Below are 16,592 nucleotides of genomic sequence, written 5' to 3'. Positions count from 1 at the left end.
TAGCCGCGTTTAAAAATAGACCCCTTATATAAGCTGGTCTATTTTTTCTTTTATTTGTAAAAAGAAGCGCTTTGTTTCGGAGTTATTATAAAATTTTGCCTGTGCCTGCTTTTCGCTTCCTCCGCCTTTTCCATCGAAGTCAGCAAGATTGGTTTTAAATAAGGTGCCAGCATGAACAGTGCCTTTCTGTGAGAAAAGAACACAGTTTTCGCTGATTGATGCAAGAAGAGCATAATCTTTTCCGTTTTCTAATAAACGGGCTGCAATCAATTGCAGCTCTTTTATAGTTTTCCTTTCAAATAGCCCATGACCCAACAGACCATTTTGTTCAAGTTCCATTTTTTCTGCAGTAAATGCTGCATTTTCTGCTCTCAGCTGCTCTGCTTCTTTTTGAATCAGCTTTGTTTCCTGATCCATTGCCTTTAATCTTGCAGCAATTTCATTCGTAGACGTTTGAAAAAACTGTCCTGCAAATTGAACGGTTTCTTGCATGTTCTGATAGTCCGAAAGAGCACGGAAACCGCATTTAAAATGCAGACGGATCATCCCTTTCTGTTTTTCGGTCTTAATAAGCTTAAGCATTCCGATTTCACCCGTGCGCTCAACATGTGTCCCGCAGCAGGCAGACGTATCAATTCCTTCTATTTGAACAATCCTGATCTTTTCTTTAACATCAGGCAGTTTTCTCAGCGGCAAATCGCGCAATTTATTTTCTTCAGCGAAAAACGTATGTATTTTTCGATTTTCAAAGATATATTGATTGCTTTTTTTCTCTATGAGCTTTATTTGCTCAGAGGATAATAGAGGCGTCCTTAAATCAATTGTTACGGTGTCAGCTCCTAAGTGGAAGCTTTCTGTTTGATAATCAAATAATTCAAGACAGACAGCAGATAAGAGGTGCTGACCTGAATGATGCTGCATATGATCGATTCTCCGTTTGCTGTCTACTTTACAAGTGACTTCTTTTTCAGATGGAAAGCGAGAGACAATATGATAGATTTCTTCTCCGTCTTCTACAAGGCCTTCAATTGAAATAGATTCTATCCAGCCATGATCAGCAGGCTGTCCGCCGCCTTCGGGGTAAAAGGCGGTTTCCTTTAACTTTAACAGCTTTAAGCCGTTGCGTTCTTCTGTTTCCGTAATTGTTGTTTTCCACTCAAATGTTTTAGGGGAGGAATAAAATAATTTCTCATTCATTTAAAGCATCCTTTCCAAATCTTCTCTTATTTATTGTATCAAACTCTGGCTTTTCTCATAAGAGGGACAGGTTCAGGGGAACTTTTGAAATATTCGGCCTATGTATGAATATTTGTATCTAGTTGTCTAGTTATGTGTTACCCTTAAACTATAATGCCATTTACCGCACATTCTCTCTTGACAGCTGTTTTTGGGTAGATGAGAAGATGAAAACGATTGGTTGGTGATTTCTATGAATCCTGTTAAAGAGTTGAGTCAATTGTTTATCGATGGCGAACACATTCTTTCATGGAACTACTTAAACAGTATGATTAAAGAAGATACCACCAGTACTCAAGTGTATGGATTTCTATCAGATACCATGGACAATGTTTTACAATTGTGGGAAATGAATCGTGCGACTGTGGCGGATGAATATGTAGCAGCGGCTGTCTGCAAATCTATGATCACAAGTTATTACTATTTAAAAGTGGAACAATTACATAATGAACCTAATATACTATTGCCTGCAACAATGAAACCGCGCGTACTGCTGCTTTCTATGAAAAATGAAGAACATACGATAGGAATGATGATGACTTCTTTCTTATTTAAAGAGTATGGCTGGGAAGCAAGCTGTATCGAGTCAAATGTTTCAATGGATAATATTTGTCAGTATGCTGAGAAATGGAAGCCGGATGTGGTTGCTTTCTCGACTAGTGTAATTTTTAACATCCCGACTGTTATTCAATATATGGATGAACTGCAAAAACTGAATTACTCACCGACGATTATGCTTGGGGGTAATCTGACAAGCGATTTTGATCTCGATTATTACTGCCCTCCCAACACCGTGGTGATACAAAACATTGATCAGCTAGGCAGCTGGATTGAAAAATCTAACTCAAGGAATGATCGCCATGGAAATGCAATTAATCGCAAGTAAATATGACAAAATACCATTTCCTTATTTTCTGGTCGATCGAAAGCTTAAGATCGTATCAGTTTCAAAATGCACGTTTAATATCTTTGATGAGGAAAGCCATTTCCTCGATATAGTAGGAATTGGAAGCAAGAAAAAAGCAGCTAAGTTCATTTTGGACACGCCGTCCATTACTAAAATTGAACTGAATTTAAAAACGAAATCAAATCCGATGACATTATTTGATGTCTATATTCAATATGAGGGCAAAAACTTTATTCATATCTTTTGCATTGATAAAGAAGAAAGTGTTGATCAAATTTACCAGGCCGTTAAAACGCTTGAAGATGATTTGCTTTATGCCAACCATAATTTGCTTGAAAAGCAGGAGCAGCTCGAGAAATTACTTCAGCAGATGAAGGAGATGGCCATAAAGCAGGACAGCCTGGCAACGGTTGGACAAATTGCCGCAAGCATTGCCCATGAAATCAGTAATCCGCTTACTAGCGTAAAGGGTTTTCTGCAGCTGCTGAAGCCTCATTTAATCGAAATCGGAAAAGGTCATTATGCTGATGTAGCTTTAGAAGAATTAAATCGTGCAAACGATATCATCTATGAGTTTTTAAATACCTCTAAAGAGAAGAATAAAGACAGACAGCCCATTTTACTCAGAAAACTGATAAATGACATTATTCTGATTTTTAAAAGTGAAGCTATACTATCAAATTGTGAGCTGACTTACACTGTTAATGACCCTGAACTTATGATTACGGTTGATGTTAAGCAAATGAAACAAGTGCTGCTGAATATTGTTAAAAATGCGATGGAAGCCATTCAAATCAGTCATAAAAAAGATAATGGAATGATTGCAATTACAACCAGAATAGAAGACGGCCATGTTGTTATTCAGATTACAGACAATGGAATAGGAATGGGAAAGGAGACGGTAGATTCTCTCTTTAAACCATTCTTCACAACAAAGGAACAAGGAACAGGCATAGGTCTTGCTGTTTGTTTTGAAATCGTTAAGTCGAATAATGGCAGGATTGAAGTTGCAAGCGCAGAAGGTCAAGGGTCTGCCTTCAGCATTTCATTGCCTATTCATAAATAGTGCTAAAGCCGGATTGAATCATTCAATCCGGTTTTTTTATATGACTAAATTAGTATTAATTATGGCATAAATACTCCTGAAAAAGAAGCTGAAAATGCTAAGTAACCTGAAAAACATCAAATGATTGAATCGAAGATCATGAATCAAATTGCTTAGATGCACGGATGGAAATATGATTTCAGAGACATATTTCTAATAAGTTTCGATTCCAATTGAAAAAAGAAAAATGACATAAATATTTTTTAATTAAAAGGCGTATACTAAATAAAAAAAGGAGTTATGCTCATGTACTTTGCGAAAAAGGGTGCTGAAGAACCCGTTACAATTATTGAAGACACAACAGTATACGCTTGTGAATCGGAAGCTTGTAATGGTTGGATGAGAAAAGATTTTTCAACGGAAGATCTGGCATGCCCGATGTGCGGAAGTCAAATGTCAGAAGAAGTGCGTGAGCTGCCGCAGATAAAAATGGACTACAATCCTTTCAGTAAATAGAACAAAGGCTGCCGATTTAACCGGCAGCCTTCAGACTTTTTCTGTAAGTGATCCATAAAGAAAGAATGAAGATAAGTTCAAACGCATTAGTAGCTGCGGAGCTTGGTATGGGTAGAGATACGGCACTGCCAATCAGCATAATGACGACGCCATTCAGTATAATCGGCCATTTCGTTTTTCTCCAAATACTAAAGCTTGCAGCCAGAAGATACACAATCAAAACCAAAACCATAATTGGCGGTCCTGAACTATGTGCTGATGAGTAACGAAGGACACCATATTCATAGACAGGAGTTAAATTCAGAGAAAGTGTTTCTGTCACAATTTCAATAATCATAAGCAGTAAGGTAAGAACAAGAGCAAAATGATGGGATAAGCGTGATTCAGCCCACTTCACACCGAATGAATACGCCATATGCCAGCCGAAAAGAGCAAGTGCAGGGGTGAAAAGGGCGTGCGTCCAAAAACGAATCATACTGACCGATTTTAACAGTCCTCCTTCTCCAATTAATGATCCTGATGCAATAATCGCATTATCAATGATTAAACCGAGAGTAACGAGAAGCAAAATAATTCCCGGGATTGATGTATTTCTCCTAATTAAAAAGAATCCAAAGCCAAATAATATGAAGTATGCGAGTGTAAAGATCAGATATAAAATTGTGTCCATGATTTGCACCTCCTGAAACAATCTTAATTCATGGAGTCGATTCTCAGCAAATAGGAACATCTATTGACAAATGCAGTAAAAACGTATAAAATAATCAAGCAGTATTGCATTTAAATTCACTATTTATAAAGAGTCATCACACAAATGGGTACTTTTTATAATTGGTGAATTTTTTTCTTCCAGTTAACGTTTATGATTTTTCTAAAACTGTTTCAAGCTATATTCATTAATCAGAACCTGAGAGGAGAGTCATGAATGTATAGAAAAAAACCAGAAGATATCGTAACAGAGGAAACGAAAGTATGGATTTGCACGTCTGAGGAATGCAAAGGATGGGTTCGCGATAACTTTAAAAGCAGTGAAAGCGAAACACCTGTATGTCCGCTCTGCAAAAGTGAAATGAAAGCAAGCACTAAAGTGCTTGAGGTTATAAATAATCATAAAAAGTATTAAAAAACTCTATTTTAGAGTTTTTTTTATTTATACAAAATTCGATTTCAGCAAGAGGTATAGCTAATTTATGTCCGCGCATGTAAAATTGGAGTACAGTTATTTTTCAGGAGGGATATTATTTTGTTACAACAAGCGAAAGAGCATTTGCAGCACTATTTTGGTTATTCATCATTCCGTCCGGGACAGGAAGAAATTATCAGCAGCGTTTTGAATGGAAATCATTCAGCAGGCATTATGCCGACTGGAGGCGGAAAGTCCATCTGCTATCAAATACCCGCACTCTTATTTTCTGGCATTACCCTCGTCATTTCTCCCCTTATTTCACTCATGAAAGATCAGGTGGACTCTCTTGATCAAGCAGGAATCCCTGCTACCTTCCTCAATAGCACACTCTCTCAAACAGAAACAAGTGCCAGGCTATTAGATTTAGCAGCAGGAAAGTATCGAATTTTATATGTTGCGCCTGAAAGATTGGAATCATCTTTGTTTTTAGAGCAGCTGCAAAAAATGAATGTTTCAATGGTTGCTGTTGATGAAGCCCACTGTATCTCCCAATGGGGTCATGATTTCCGGCCGAGCTATTTAAGAATAAAAGATTTAAAAACGGAGCTTAAATCAAATCCCGTTTTTCTGGCATTGACAGCTACAGCGACTCCAATTGTTAAAGAAGATATATGCACCTCACTTGGAATCCAAGAGCAATACACAACTGTAACAGGATTTGAGAGGGGAAATTTGTCATTCAATATAAGCAAAGGTGAAAACAGATACGACTTTATTGAAAGATACATAGCTAATAACAGCACCGAGTCAGGAATAATATACGCTGCTACAAGAAAAGAAGCAGATCACATATATGAGCGGCTTATTAAAAAAGGAATTCAAGCAGGGAGATATCACGGGGGGATGAGTGATGTGCAGCGCGGTCTGCAGCAGGACCTGTTCTTGAAGGATGATATTCTTGTAATGGTAGCTACCAATGCATTCGGCATGGGAATTGATAAATCAAATGTCAGATATGTCATTCACTATCAGCTTCCTAAAAATATGGAAAGCTATTACCAAGAGGCGGGGAGAGCGGGAAGAGATGGTTTAGACAGTGAATGCTTTCTGTTGTATTCCCCGCAGGATATTCAAATACAGCGTTATTTAATCGAACAATCTACCTTCCAGAAAGAAAGACAGCAGGCCGAGCTTGTTAAACTGCATCAAATGCGCGATTATTGTCATACAGAAGGGTGTCTTCAAGCATTTATTCTGAATTATTTTGGTGACAGTGAAGCTGAACCGTGCGGCAAATGCAGCAATTGCAGAGACGAGCGCATGCATGAGGATGTAACAAAAGAAGCGCAGATGGTTCTCTCATGTATGATCAGAATGGGGCAAAGATTCGGTAAAACCATGATCAGTCAGGTGCTGACGGGTTCTTCAAACAAAAAAGTGATCGATTTTAAATTTAATGAGCTTTCAACTTATGGCATCTTAAAACACCAGACAGCAAAAGAAGTCAGCGAATTTATTGATTTTCTTACATCTGAGCAGTATATTTCAATAACTGGCGGGCAATTCCCCGTTCTTGTAGTCGAAGAGAAGGGACTAGAGGTTCTAAAGGGCCATTTAGAAGTGCACCGAAAGGAAAAAATGCGTATTGTTGAAGCTGCAGCGAATGACGGGCTGTTCATGCAGCTTAAAGAACTGAGAAAGCAGCTTGCAACAGAGGAAAATGTTCCGCCATTTGTTATTTTCTCAGATAAATCCTTAAAGGATATGAGTGCCAAAATGCCGAAGTCACTGGAAGAATTTCTTGCAGTTCAGGGGGTTGGAGAAGCTAAACAGCAAAAGTATGGTGAAATTTTTATTGGGAAAATAACAGCATATGTTAACGAAAACCCTAATATTGAGCAGCCGGCTCAAACGCTGGTTCCTGTTAAAAAAGAGCGAAAAGAATCATCTCATCTGGACTCCCTGCAATTGTACAAAGAAGGTCTGAATGTAAAAGAAATTGCTGAAAAAAGAGATTTGTCGGTGATTACAATTGAAAATCATTTACTTCGCTGTGCCAAAGAGGGACTTGACATTGATTTTGATGCCTGGATCCCAGCCAAGTATGAAATGCAAATCGAAGAGGCGATCCGGACACACGGCTATGGCCTGCTGAAGCCGCTGAAAGAAAGCCTTCCTGATGAGGTGACCTATTTTATGATTAAAGCGGCCATTGTAAGAAGAGAGCTGGTTCATTAAGGGAAGAACGATTTAGAGAAATAAGAAGACCAGCTGGAATTCCAGCTGGTCTTTATTTAAAAGTCAAAACTATATTACGAACTCCTAAATTGCAGGAATCAGTCTGCCTGCACTGGCCAGTCGGTTCTGCTTTTCACTGTCCAGCTCCACCTCCTAGCCCCTCGGCCAGAACAAATCCCCCCAAAAAGTCAAACCCGGACTTTTCGGGTGAATTCTTATCTGTCTTTCGGGTCTGATCAGTCGGTTCCGCTTTTCACTGTCCAGCTCCACCTCCTAGCCCCTCGGCCAGAACAAATCCCCCCAAAAAGTCAAACCCGGACTTTTCGGGTGAATTCTTATCTGTCTTTCGGGTCTGATCAGTCGGTTCCGCTTTTCTAGTTATTCATAACTTTTCTCCAGCTCATCAACAAGCGTGCCGACATATGCGACGGCTGTTCTGATGGCTTCAGGATTTGTCATATCCACGCCTGCATCTTTCAATAGATCCACTGGTTTTTTGGTTCCTCCAGCTTTTAACACCTCGATCCAGCGGTCTACTGCAGGTTTTCCTTCTTCATCTATCAATTGCGAGACCAAGGTTGATGCTGTCAGTCCAGCTGAGTACGTGTAAGGGTAGAGACCCATATAATAATGAGGCTGTCTCATCCAGGTTAATGAGGCTCCCTCATCAAATGTTACCGTGTCACCCCAAAAAGAGGAGAGCACATTCCCTTTAAGATCACAGAGCATTTTAGCTGTAATCGGCTGGCCTGTTTCGGCTGCTTCATAGACCCGGCGCTGGAATTCTCCTTCGAGTAAATGTGTAACAAAGTTATGATAATACGTTCCGAGGAGCTGAAGAATGACCCAGCGTCTCATTCGTTTATCCTCGGTCTTCTTAAGTAAATGCCTGCCAAGCAGCATTTCGTTTAATGTTGAAGGGGCCTCAACGAAATATGTTGAAGGTCTTGTATTCATAATGCGCTGATTTTTGTTTGCCAAATAGAAATGTCCTGCATGGCCAAGTTCATGTGCAAGTACAAATGCACCCCTCATCGTATCTTGCCACGTGATTAAAATATATGGATGCACACCGTAAGGGCTTGAACAGAATGCACCTGTTGATTTCCCTACATTATCCGCCAGATCAACCCATCGGTCTTCTAACGCTTTTTTCATAATTTCCGTATATTCAGGGCCCATTACTTCAAGTGCTTCCAGGATCACACTGCAAGCATCATTATAGGTCGTTTTAGGATTAAACTCTGTATCAAGCGGTGCCTTTAAATCACAAAAATGCAATTCTTCAAGCTGCAGGACTCTTTTTTTCAAGGCTGCAAACGTTCGCATATGGGGCGCTAGTTCCTTTTGAATAATAGAAAGCTGATTATGATACATCTCCTTTGTCACATGCTGGGGCTTAAGCAGCATGTCTGTTACTGAATCATACTTTCTCAATCGTGAAACCGTAATCTGTTTTTTCACCTCTGTAGCATAAGTGGCTGCAAAAGTGTTTTTATATTTTTTCAGTGTCATAACGAAAGAATCATATGCTTTTCTTCTTACAAATGTATTCGGCGTAAATTCATAGCGGTCTTCATAAAGTGCAAATGAATTCGGCAGCACATTCCCATTTTCGTCTTCAATTGTACCAAAATCCATATCAGCAGATTTACTTGTTTGATAGACTCGGTAAGGTGAACCGTGGACTTCTCCCAATGCTGCCAATACTTCTTCTGTTTCTTCTGACAGCTGATGAACTTTCGACTGGAGCAATTCATTTAATTTTATGCTGAATGCTGCTAATCCGCTTTGTTCCTTTATGTATGCATCAATGGTTCCGTCAGGAAGAGACAATAGTTCAGATTCTATAAAAGATAAATCTGCATTTGCTTTTGAATGAACGGCAGCAAACCTAGAGTAATTTCCTTGATGCTCGGGATTTGTTCCGTCTGCAGATTGCTGCAGGCTGATGTATGTTCCGGCTCTCACTATTTTTTTTGATAAATTTTCTTCGGCTTGAAGGCATTCCAATAGAGAGTTTGCACCGTCACCGAGCTTCCCTCTATATTTTCTGATTTGTGCGGCGTCCCGTTCAATGGTCGTTAATTCTGACTCCCAATCCTGATGTGTTTCAAACAAATCTTCTAAATTCCATGTCAGTTCTGCAGGCACTTCACTGCGATATAAACGTTTTTCAATCGTTTTTTCCAATGGACATTCCCTCCAAAACGAATATTGGTCTTTCGTGTTCCTAAGTAATTATACATCTTCTAAGAAAATATGAACAGATTATTCCGAATTATTAAAAATATTAAAAAGATGTTAAATTAATAGGTTTCATTTTAGCAGGAAGGTGGGTATGTATGGAGTATGACATTAACTAAACAGGAGGATTAATACAATGACAATCTATAATTCGAACCAAAACAATACACTGGGATCAGAACCAGCACCAGCAGAAATTTCGAAGACTGAAATTAGTATTGCAAAAAAAGACAAAGATAAAAATAACAGCAAGCTTGTAAAGGGAATTTTAGCAGGTGCAGTTATAGGCGGACTAGTCACCCTATTTGACCGTAAAACCCGAAATCAAGTGAAAGACTCAGCTGTTAATTTGAAGGATTCATCTGTTGATGTTTTTACACAGGTAAAAGAAAATCCAGGTGAAGTCAAAAATCAAATGGTATCACAATTTAAAAGTGCAGCAGATTCATTAAAAGATGCAATCAATGAGGCAAAAAAACTCTATGACCGTTTAAATGAAGATGTTATGGATAACGTGAATGACGTCGTTCAAATTTCAAATGATACACTTTCTACAGCTAAAGACGCACAAAAAGATCTGGCATCAATCGGCTCAAAGGTAAAAGAAGCTGGCAGTGAGTTAACTGGAGGATCTGAAACAAATCGTTCTGCTTCTGAAAAAGCACCAAATACACCAACAACTCATACTTCCATTCCAGGAAGCAATGTTGGAAAATTTTAATAGCAGAAAGAGCGGACAAATGTCTGCTCTTTTTTTGTTTTTTAAAATCAGCAATTTTCTATTGAAAGAGTTACTTTATTAAACAGAAAAATCGGAACTTTATGATAAAATAAGAGATATTTCATTGAAAGCAGGGATTAGCATGTATTTACCATCATTTCACTTGAAAAACAAACTTGCCGTTATAACAGGAGCAGGACGGGGAATTGGAAGAGCATTAGCCATTGGATATGCAGAAGCTGGAGCAGATGTTGTACTGCTTTCCAGAACAGAAGCAGATCTTCTTGAAGTTGCAGGCGAAATTAAAGCAATGGGGCAAAAAGCTTTTCCGATTGTCACCGACGTGACGGATAAAGACAGTATAAATCAGGCATTTGAGCAAATAAAAGAGATCAATCCAGCCATAGATATTTTAATCAATAATGCCGGAATGAATATTCGGTCTAAAGCATTTGATGTAACAGAGGAAGAATGGGAAACGATTATGAATACAAATTTGAAATCTGCTTTTTTTATGTCACAGAAAGCGGGAGAGCTGATGAAACAACAGGGAAATGGCGGCAGAATCATTAATATTTCTTCCGTTGCAGGACATACTGCCTTGCGTACAGGTGTCGTCTATGCCCAGACAAAAGCGGCGATGATTCAAATGACAAAAGTATTGGCTTTTGAATGGGGGCAGCATAATATTGCCGTTAACTCTGTTGGTCCATGGTATTTTGAAACACCTCTTACCGAAAAAATATTGAGCGACGAAAAATATGTATCTGACATTTTAGCTGTCACCCCGTTAAAAAGAATTGGCCAGCTGCCTGAACTTGTCGGACCAGCTGTATTTTTGGGATCTGATGCTGCAAGTTACATTACAGGCCAAACGTTATTTGTTGATGGCGGCATGACCATACAAGGTTTTTAGAAAGGAGTTATAAACTTTGGATACATATGCAGTTATTTTCACATCACAGCGATCGGATAAGGATGCTGCCGGTTATGAAAAAATGGCTGAATCCATGGAAGAAGCTGCCAAAAAAACAGCCTGGTTTTCTTCACATGGGAGAGTGTGAGAGGGCCCGATGGATTCGGAATCACCATTTCCTATTGGCATTCTCTTGATGCCATAAAAGAATGGAAGCAGCACACCCAGCATCTGAGTGCGCAGAAAGCTGGAAAAGAAAAATGGTACTCAGATTATAAAGTGGAAATTTGTAAAATCGAGAAAGAATACTCCATGCAAAAAGAGTAATTATTAAAATCCTGATAAGCAAAAAATGCCGAAAAACGCATGAATACATAGGATGATGACTTTATTTTAGAACCTTTGTCGACTTGCAGGAATCCTCTTATGTCCGCCTCGAATGATATAGCAACAAAAAATTAGAAAAGGCGGGGTTTTAAGTGGGGAAAACATTAAATATTTCAAAGGTTGCTTCATTGCTTGGGGAATCTTCTTATATTTTAAAAATGTGGGAACTGGAATTCTCAGCATTTCTGGAAATCGAGAGGGATCATAAAAATGCACGTGTGTATTCACCGGAAAATATTGAGGTGCTTCGTAAAATTAAGCACTTAAAAGACAGTCAGCTTGACCACGAAACAATTATCCAAATGCTGAACATGAACGGGAAATCTGAGGCTGCTGCAGCAAAGGCTGATACTGATATGGAACTTTCAGCAAAGAAAAATATAAAAGTTGCGCTTGAGGAAATCTTTAACTTAATCGAAGAAAAAGGGAAACAGGATATGTCTATTTTGGAGCTGAAAATGGATCAGCTGGAGCTGACGCTGATTGATGAAATGAAGAGAACGGTCAAGCAGGAGCTTGATGTGCATTCCAAAACTCAGCTGAGTGCAGCAAAAGGACAATTCTCGGCGCTTCATAATAAGCTCAATGAACAATCTAAAGTTCAGCTGAGTACTGCAAAGGGACAATTTTCAGCCCTTCATAATAAGCTTAATGAACAATCTAAAGTTCAGCTGAGTGCTGCAAAAGGACAATTCTCCGCGCTTCATGATAAGCTTGATGTGATCCATGAAACGTCAAGCAATGAAAGGAATATGTATCAAGAAGAAATCAGATACGAACGGGAGCTTGCCAAAAAGCATATTGAAATTCGCGAGCAAAAGTTTCTTGCGTTTGTTCAGCAGCATCAAAAATCGAGAGATGAACGCAAATACGGTCTTTCTATGCTGAAGCAGTTCATGGGATTTGCTAAATAACTTGCCGGAGGCCATTTAATGAATTCAAAATTAATCAACCATTTTCTATCACACCGAGCTGTAACACTGGAATTAATATCAAAAATGCAGCATGATAACCCTGAATTTAAACCTGCAGAAACATCCATGACGACAGAAAAACTGATTACGCACATGCTGACTTCGATGTACAAATTTACAGCTGTAGTGAAAGCAGGAAATGCACAGCCGCTCATGCAGGAAGCTGAAATAACGGAAACGAACCTGCTGAAACTTGCGGAACTCTATACGGAACAAACGGTGCAGATCCTTGAATCGTTAACAGAGGAAGAGTTAAATCAAGTCATTGATTTAACAGATGTATTCGGATTCAAAATTCCAGGGACCGCTCTAATTAAAATGGGAATTGAGCATGAAGTAAATCATAAAGGAAATCTATTTGTTTATGCTCGCTTGCTTGGACATACAGAACTGCCGATGTATATTAAGAAAAATTAAAGAAAAGCATTCGATGTCCTTGAACATCGAATGCTTTTTAATTAAATAAAGGTAAATCAGACCTATTAACGTGACCCTGTCAAATTAGCATTTATTTAATGTACTCATTATTTCAACTAACTCTTTTTTGGATTTAGGATAATTTTTGTGTGAAAGAATTTTTGTTTCAGCAAGGTTTTCAAAAATCTCCATTACCCAAGGCTTTTCTAAATGACTTTGTTGGATTGCTTCTGCATTTTGAAATACTTCTGCAGGAGAACCATGCGCAATAATCTTTCCGTTATTTAAGATAATGACTTCATCGGCCCATTCATAAGCAAGATCAACATTATGAGTAGATAGTAATATCGTACGGTTTTTATTGTTCCAGTTTTGCAATAACTCCATAATTTTCATAGAATAATAGGGATCAAGTCCTGCAGTTGGCTCGTCCAATATCATTAACTCTGGATTCATTGCAATAATTCCTGCAAATGCAACCCGTTTCTTCTGACCAATACTTAAAAAATGAGGTGGTTTATCTTTTAAAGTTTCCGTTTCAGTTAAAACCATTGCCTCGTTAACTGTTTTTTCTAGCTCTTCAGGATTTAGCCCTAAATTCTTAGGGCCAAATTTAATATCTTCATAAACACTTGATGAAAAAAGCTGTGTCTCAGGATTTTGAAAGACGATTCCTGCCTGTTTACGAATTTGCCGGATCTCTTTGCGTGTATATGTTATTTTTTTATCTTTAAATTTAATGGAACCGGCCGTTGGTTTTAAAATTCCATTAAGAAGCAAGAATAATGTTGATTTTCCAGCTCCATTATTGCCTATTAAGGCAATCTTTTTCCCATGTTCAATGGAAAATGAAATATCTTTTAATGCAATAGTTCCATCTGGATATTTATATGTAACATTTTCAAATGAAAGAATTGGTGATCTCACTGGTGTAGCCCCTTTTACATTTTCATTCAATAATCTGTGTTATAAAGGTTATTGCCAAAAGTGCTGCAATGGAAACAGTAATTCCTGCGCAGTGAAATCGATTATACGTCACATTCAATTCCACTTCATACAAACCCTCATCTCCGCCGCGGCTGTCTATTGCTATTTGCAATTCTCTGGCAGAACGTATCGATTTAATAAAGAGACTAACGATAAGTTGTGCGATAGAAGTGATCCAAACTCTATAACTTTGATAACCAAGCCTGCTGGATTGGGAAAGATAGATTTCATGCATCTTATCCAACAGTACAAAGATAAAACGATAAGTCAATCCCACTAATTCTATAAAAAGAGTCGGCAGGTTTACTTTTTTTAATACCCATATCAACTGGGGAAGAGTTGTTGTCAAAATCAGGAAGTACAAACAGCTCACACTTGCTAAGGCAGTTGCAGCGAGATGATAGGCCTGATTGATGCTATATGGGCTAACATATAGTTGCCATGATCCCATTTGAATACTCCATATTGCATTTATTCTTTCACCATTCGCAGGAGCAATTGAAACTAAAATGGCAATTATGCTGGAAAACAGAAAAAAAGAAGGAAACAGAAGAAGCTTTATATAATGATAAAAAGGTATTTTCGCACCAAAAACAATACCTACACTCATCAAAATAAATGTTAGACAAGCAATACATATATTCTTTGTAATGATCGTAAATAGTAAATAAGCAAAAGCAAACCCAACTTTCTCAACTGGATGAACATCTTTTAATGCACTAGTATAAGCATAATCATCGATTTTCAACATTAGGATCCCTTGTTTCTGCCATTTATTTAGAGGAATATTTTTTCCTGGCCCGGCCAAATCCGATTACATAACCAATGACAATCGCACCAGCAGCAGCCTGTAAAGAAAATAGTAAACTTTCAATTTCACCGCTTGGCGGCTCCCAAATTGTACTGAACCAAGGCTCATAAGCAGGTGCAATTTCCTCAATTAATTCTTCTGCTTGACCGTCAGCCCCGCCAAATTCAGCATCTTTTTGGAGATATAAAGGAATAATTGCCAGCACAATAACGAATAAAAACAAAATGAAATTTTTCATTTACCTAACCTCCTTAACAGCAGGCAGTTGATTTAATTCGGGCATATTATATTTTTGTAGCAAATTCATAACAATAACCGTTAATAATCCTTCACTAATTGCTAACGGAATTTGAGTAAAGGCAAAGATGGCTGCAAATTTTGAAAAAGATGCTGTAAATCCGCCCACTTCAGCTGGAAATGCTAGAGCTAATTGGACTGCAGTAACTAAGTATGTACCTAAATCTCCCAGCATAGCTGCCAGAAAAACAGCAACCGCAAACGATATCTTCCCTTTAATGCTGATCTTAAAGATTGCATATGCTAACAACGGACCTGCGACTGCCATCGAAAAAGCATTTGCACCTAAGGTTGTCAAACCGCCGTGCGCTAATAACAATGACTGAAATAATAGCACGATCGTACCCAATACACTCATTGCTGCAGGTCCAAACAATATGGCTCCTAAACCTGCTCCAGTTGGGTGAGAGCAACTGCCTGTTACTGAGGGAATCTTTAAGGCAGATAATACAAACGCAAAAGCAGCAGACAGGCCAAGCATTGTTTTCAATTCAGGGTTTTCTTTAAGCTTCTTACGTATAGAACGCAAGCCGGCAAGTATGAAGGGAAGTGTTGCAGCCCACCAAAAAACCGCCCAGCCAAAAGGCAAAAAACCTTCCATGATATGCATAGCATAAGCATCTTCGTACGAATTCAGCCAAAAATAACTTGTTAATCCCAGCACCATGATTAGTGACACCTGCCATGATTTTTTATTCATCTTCAATCTCCCTTAAAATTAGTAGCGTTCAAATAAAAAAAGCATTTAAACCCACTAGAGTTTAAATGCTTACAAGACAATTGTCAGCCCGTCACACAGACACAGCAATATCCTTTCGCACACACCTCCCTATTTCCCGTAGGTCACATTATGTTCTTTATACAGGCAGGTCTCCTGACTCATCTTCATTGTTTCCTGCGTCTTCCCGCTTTTTATAAAAAGCAGTGACAATATGCAGGTCACTCAGACTTACAGTGGCGGGAACCGTGTCGGACTTACACCGAGCTTCCCTTTTAAGCTATACATTCTCAATGTACAGCACCTGTTAAGATTGATTAATTTGTCTATACCTTACTATAAGGTTTAGCAGTTGTCTATTTATTTTTCTATGATTTAGCATGATCAAAAGAGGTATTTATGTCCTTTTTTATCCAACTATATGCATAAATAGGTTTCATATTTTTATAATAAATGTTTTTTCATACACGAGAAGGATCTTAATATATCTAATTCTGTCTCGATCATTAATTTTAGGAGTGTCCACCTCAACTCACAGAATAATAATGTAGAGGCGCTGAGTTTCATAAATTTAGTATTAAAGTTTCTTTTGCTTCGGGGGAATGGTGAAACGAATAGCAGGGGAAATGGCTTATTTTAATGTGATTTAGCGCTTCCGTTTTATCCGCCAAAATAATTGGACGGATTTTTTTGTTGTCCGATTTTTTAAAAAGTAGTTTGCTAATTTCTGAATTCTTGTTTAATATGAATATCGAAATAGACAAATTTATGAAATAATAACATTAAGAATAATAATTAAATAATTAAAAGATAGGTTCAAAAATCTTACCAAGATTTTGATTAAAAGGGAAGTACGGTGAAAAGCCGTCGCGGTACCCGCCACTGTAATGGGGAGCTTATTGCAAATGTCACTGATAATATTCGGGAAGACGCAATAAAGCAATGAACCTTAGTCAGGAGACCTGCCTATCTTTTACGCATACCCACGGGCTTATGGGTAGATGTGTAGTAGAAAATGCTATGTTCTTTTGCTATGTATTTTTTGTGCA

General features: G+C 38.3%; 16 protein-coding genes, 1 pseudogene and 2 riboswitches. Of the genes and pseudogenes, 10 read left to right on the top strand and 7 right to left on the bottom strand.

The genetic code is table 11. The features are described 5' to 3' along the window. Positions 1-24 precede the first annotated feature (24 nt). On the bottom strand, positions 25-1,197 hold the full coding sequence (locus QLQ22_RS13920; protein ID WP_252206980.1) for an alanyl-tRNA editing protein: 1,173 nt from the start codon (positions 1,195-1,197) through the stop codon (positions 25-27). 259 nt (positions 1,198-1,456) lie between these two features. On the opposite strand from QLQ22_RS13920, the gene QLQ22_RS13915 reads away from it, so the two are divergent. The 3 genes from QLQ22_RS13915 to QLQ22_RS13905 all read left to right on the top strand — a co-directional run bounded on the left by QLQ22_RS13915 (position 1,457) and on the right by QLQ22_RS13905 (position 3,704). Further along, a complete protein-coding gene (locus QLQ22_RS13915; protein ID WP_223435502.1) occupies positions 1,457-2,122 on the top strand; it encodes a cobalamin B12-binding domain-containing protein in 666 nt (221 codons plus the stop codon). Then, positions 2,097-3,209: an ATP-binding protein gene (locus QLQ22_RS13910; RefSeq protein WP_223435499.1), complete on the top strand. Its 1,113-nt coding sequence runs from the start codon at positions 2,097-2,099 to the stop codon at positions 3,207-3,209. Before QLQ22_RS13915 ends, QLQ22_RS13910 begins: the two co-directional genes overlap by 26 nt. Positions 3,210-3,494: 285 nt before the next feature. After that, positions 3,495-3,704 carry a cold-inducible protein YdjO-related protein gene (locus tag QLQ22_RS13905; protein ID WP_223435497.1) on the top strand — a complete coding sequence of 70 codons (210 nt, stop codon included), beginning with the start codon at positions 3,495-3,497 and terminating at the stop codon, positions 3,702-3,704. A 16-nt stretch (positions 3,705-3,720) separates the two neighbouring features. Here the strand turns inward: QLQ22_RS13905 and QLQ22_RS13900 are convergent, their stop codons facing one another. After that, on the bottom strand, positions 3,721-4,374 hold the full coding sequence (locus QLQ22_RS13900; protein WP_252206979.1) for a hypothetical protein: 654 nt from the start codon (positions 4,372-4,374) through the stop codon (positions 3,721-3,723). A gap of 255 nt (positions 4,375-4,629) precedes the next feature. Between QLQ22_RS13900 and QLQ22_RS13895 the strand changes: the two genes are divergently transcribed. Next, a complete protein-coding gene (locus QLQ22_RS13895) occupies positions 4,630-4,827 on the top strand; it encodes a cold-inducible protein YdjO-related protein (RefSeq protein WP_223435494.1) in 198 nt (65 codons plus the stop codon). Between the two features lie 117 nt (positions 4,828-4,944). Further along, a complete protein-coding gene (gene recQ / locus QLQ22_RS13890; protein WP_284016827.1) occupies positions 4,945-7,068 on the top strand; it encodes a DNA helicase RecQ in 2,124 nt (707 codons plus the stop codon). Between the two features lie 378 nt (positions 7,069-7,446). Here recQ and pepF read toward each other — a convergent pair whose 3' ends face one another. After that, on the bottom strand, positions 7,447-9,261 hold the full coding sequence (pepF, locus tag QLQ22_RS13885; protein ID WP_284014996.1) for an oligoendopeptidase F: 1,815 nt from the start codon (positions 9,259-9,261) through the stop codon (positions 7,447-7,449). Between the two features lie 190 nt (positions 9,262-9,451). Between pepF and QLQ22_RS13880 the strand changes: the two genes are divergently transcribed. From QLQ22_RS13880 to QLQ22_RS13860, 5 genes and pseudogenes are all read left to right on the top strand, one after another. After that, complete coding sequence (locus QLQ22_RS13880; RefSeq protein ID WP_284014995.1) at positions 9,452-10,036, top strand: YtxH domain-containing protein; 585 nt, start codon at positions 9,452-9,454, stop codon at positions 10,034-10,036. Between the two features lie 142 nt (positions 10,037-10,178). Then, positions 10,179-10,952 carry an SDR family NAD(P)-dependent oxidoreductase gene (locus QLQ22_RS13875; RefSeq protein ID WP_284014994.1) on the top strand — a complete coding sequence of 258 codons (774 nt, stop codon included), beginning with the start codon at positions 10,179-10,181 and terminating at the stop codon, positions 10,950-10,952. Positions 10,953-10,968: 16 nt separating this feature from the next. Further along, a pseudogene (locus QLQ22_RS25165) lies at positions 10,969-11,279 on the top strand (antibiotic biosynthesis monooxygenase family protein). A 152-nt stretch (positions 11,280-11,431) separates the two neighbouring features. Continuing rightward, complete coding sequence (locus QLQ22_RS13865) at positions 11,432-12,253, top strand: helix-turn-helix domain-containing protein (protein ID WP_284014993.1); 822 nt, start codon at positions 11,432-11,434, stop codon at positions 12,251-12,253. An 18-nt stretch (positions 12,254-12,271) separates the two neighbouring features. Beyond that, the gene (locus QLQ22_RS13860) at positions 12,272-12,730 is read left to right on the top strand and encodes a DinB family protein (protein ID WP_223435481.1); all 459 of its coding nucleotides are present in this window, start codon (positions 12,272-12,274) and stop codon (positions 12,728-12,730) included. 84 nt (positions 12,731-12,814) lie between these two features. On the opposite strand, the gene QLQ22_RS13855 is transcribed toward QLQ22_RS13860, so the two are convergent. Genes QLQ22_RS13855 through QLQ22_RS13840 form a run of 4 tightly spaced genes read right to left on the bottom strand, consistent with a single transcriptional unit; the run spans position 12,815 to position 15,525 of the window. Beyond that, positions 12,815-13,687: an energy-coupling factor ABC transporter ATP-binding protein gene (locus tag QLQ22_RS13855; RefSeq protein ID WP_243550969.1), complete on the bottom strand. Its 873-nt coding sequence runs from the start codon at positions 13,685-13,687 to the stop codon at positions 12,815-12,817. Then, positions 13,680-14,465, bottom strand: a complete 786-nt coding sequence (gene cbiQ / locus QLQ22_RS13850) for a cobalt ECF transporter T component CbiQ (protein WP_223435474.1) — start codon at positions 14,463-14,465, stop codon at positions 13,680-13,682. Before cbiQ ends, QLQ22_RS13855 begins: the two co-directional genes overlap by 8 nt. A 25-nt stretch (positions 14,466-14,490) precedes the next feature. Then, positions 14,491-14,766, bottom strand: coding sequence for an energy-coupling factor ABC transporter substrate-binding protein (locus tag QLQ22_RS13845; protein WP_284014992.1), 276 nt, complete (start codon positions 14,764-14,766; stop codon positions 14,491-14,493). Next, positions 14,767-15,525, bottom strand: a complete 759-nt coding sequence (locus QLQ22_RS13840; protein WP_284014991.1) for an energy-coupling factor ABC transporter permease — start codon at positions 15,523-15,525, stop codon at positions 14,767-14,769. Between the two features lie 147 nt (positions 15,526-15,672). Then, positions 15,673-15,864: riboswitch (cobalamin riboswitch) on the bottom strand. A 474-nt stretch (positions 15,865-16,338) separates the two neighbouring features. Beyond that, positions 16,339-16,527, top strand: a riboswitch (cobalamin riboswitch). Positions 16,528-16,592: the final 65 nt, after the last annotated feature.

Source organism: Metabacillus hrfriensis, from assembly GCF_030127205.1.
GTDB classification, from domain to species: Bacteria; Bacillota; Bacilli; order Bacillales; family Bacillaceae; genus Bacillus_P; species Bacillus_P dongyingensis.
The sequence above is the reverse complement of the archived record's forward strand: the minus strand, read 5'-3'. Positions and strand labels throughout refer to the sequence as shown.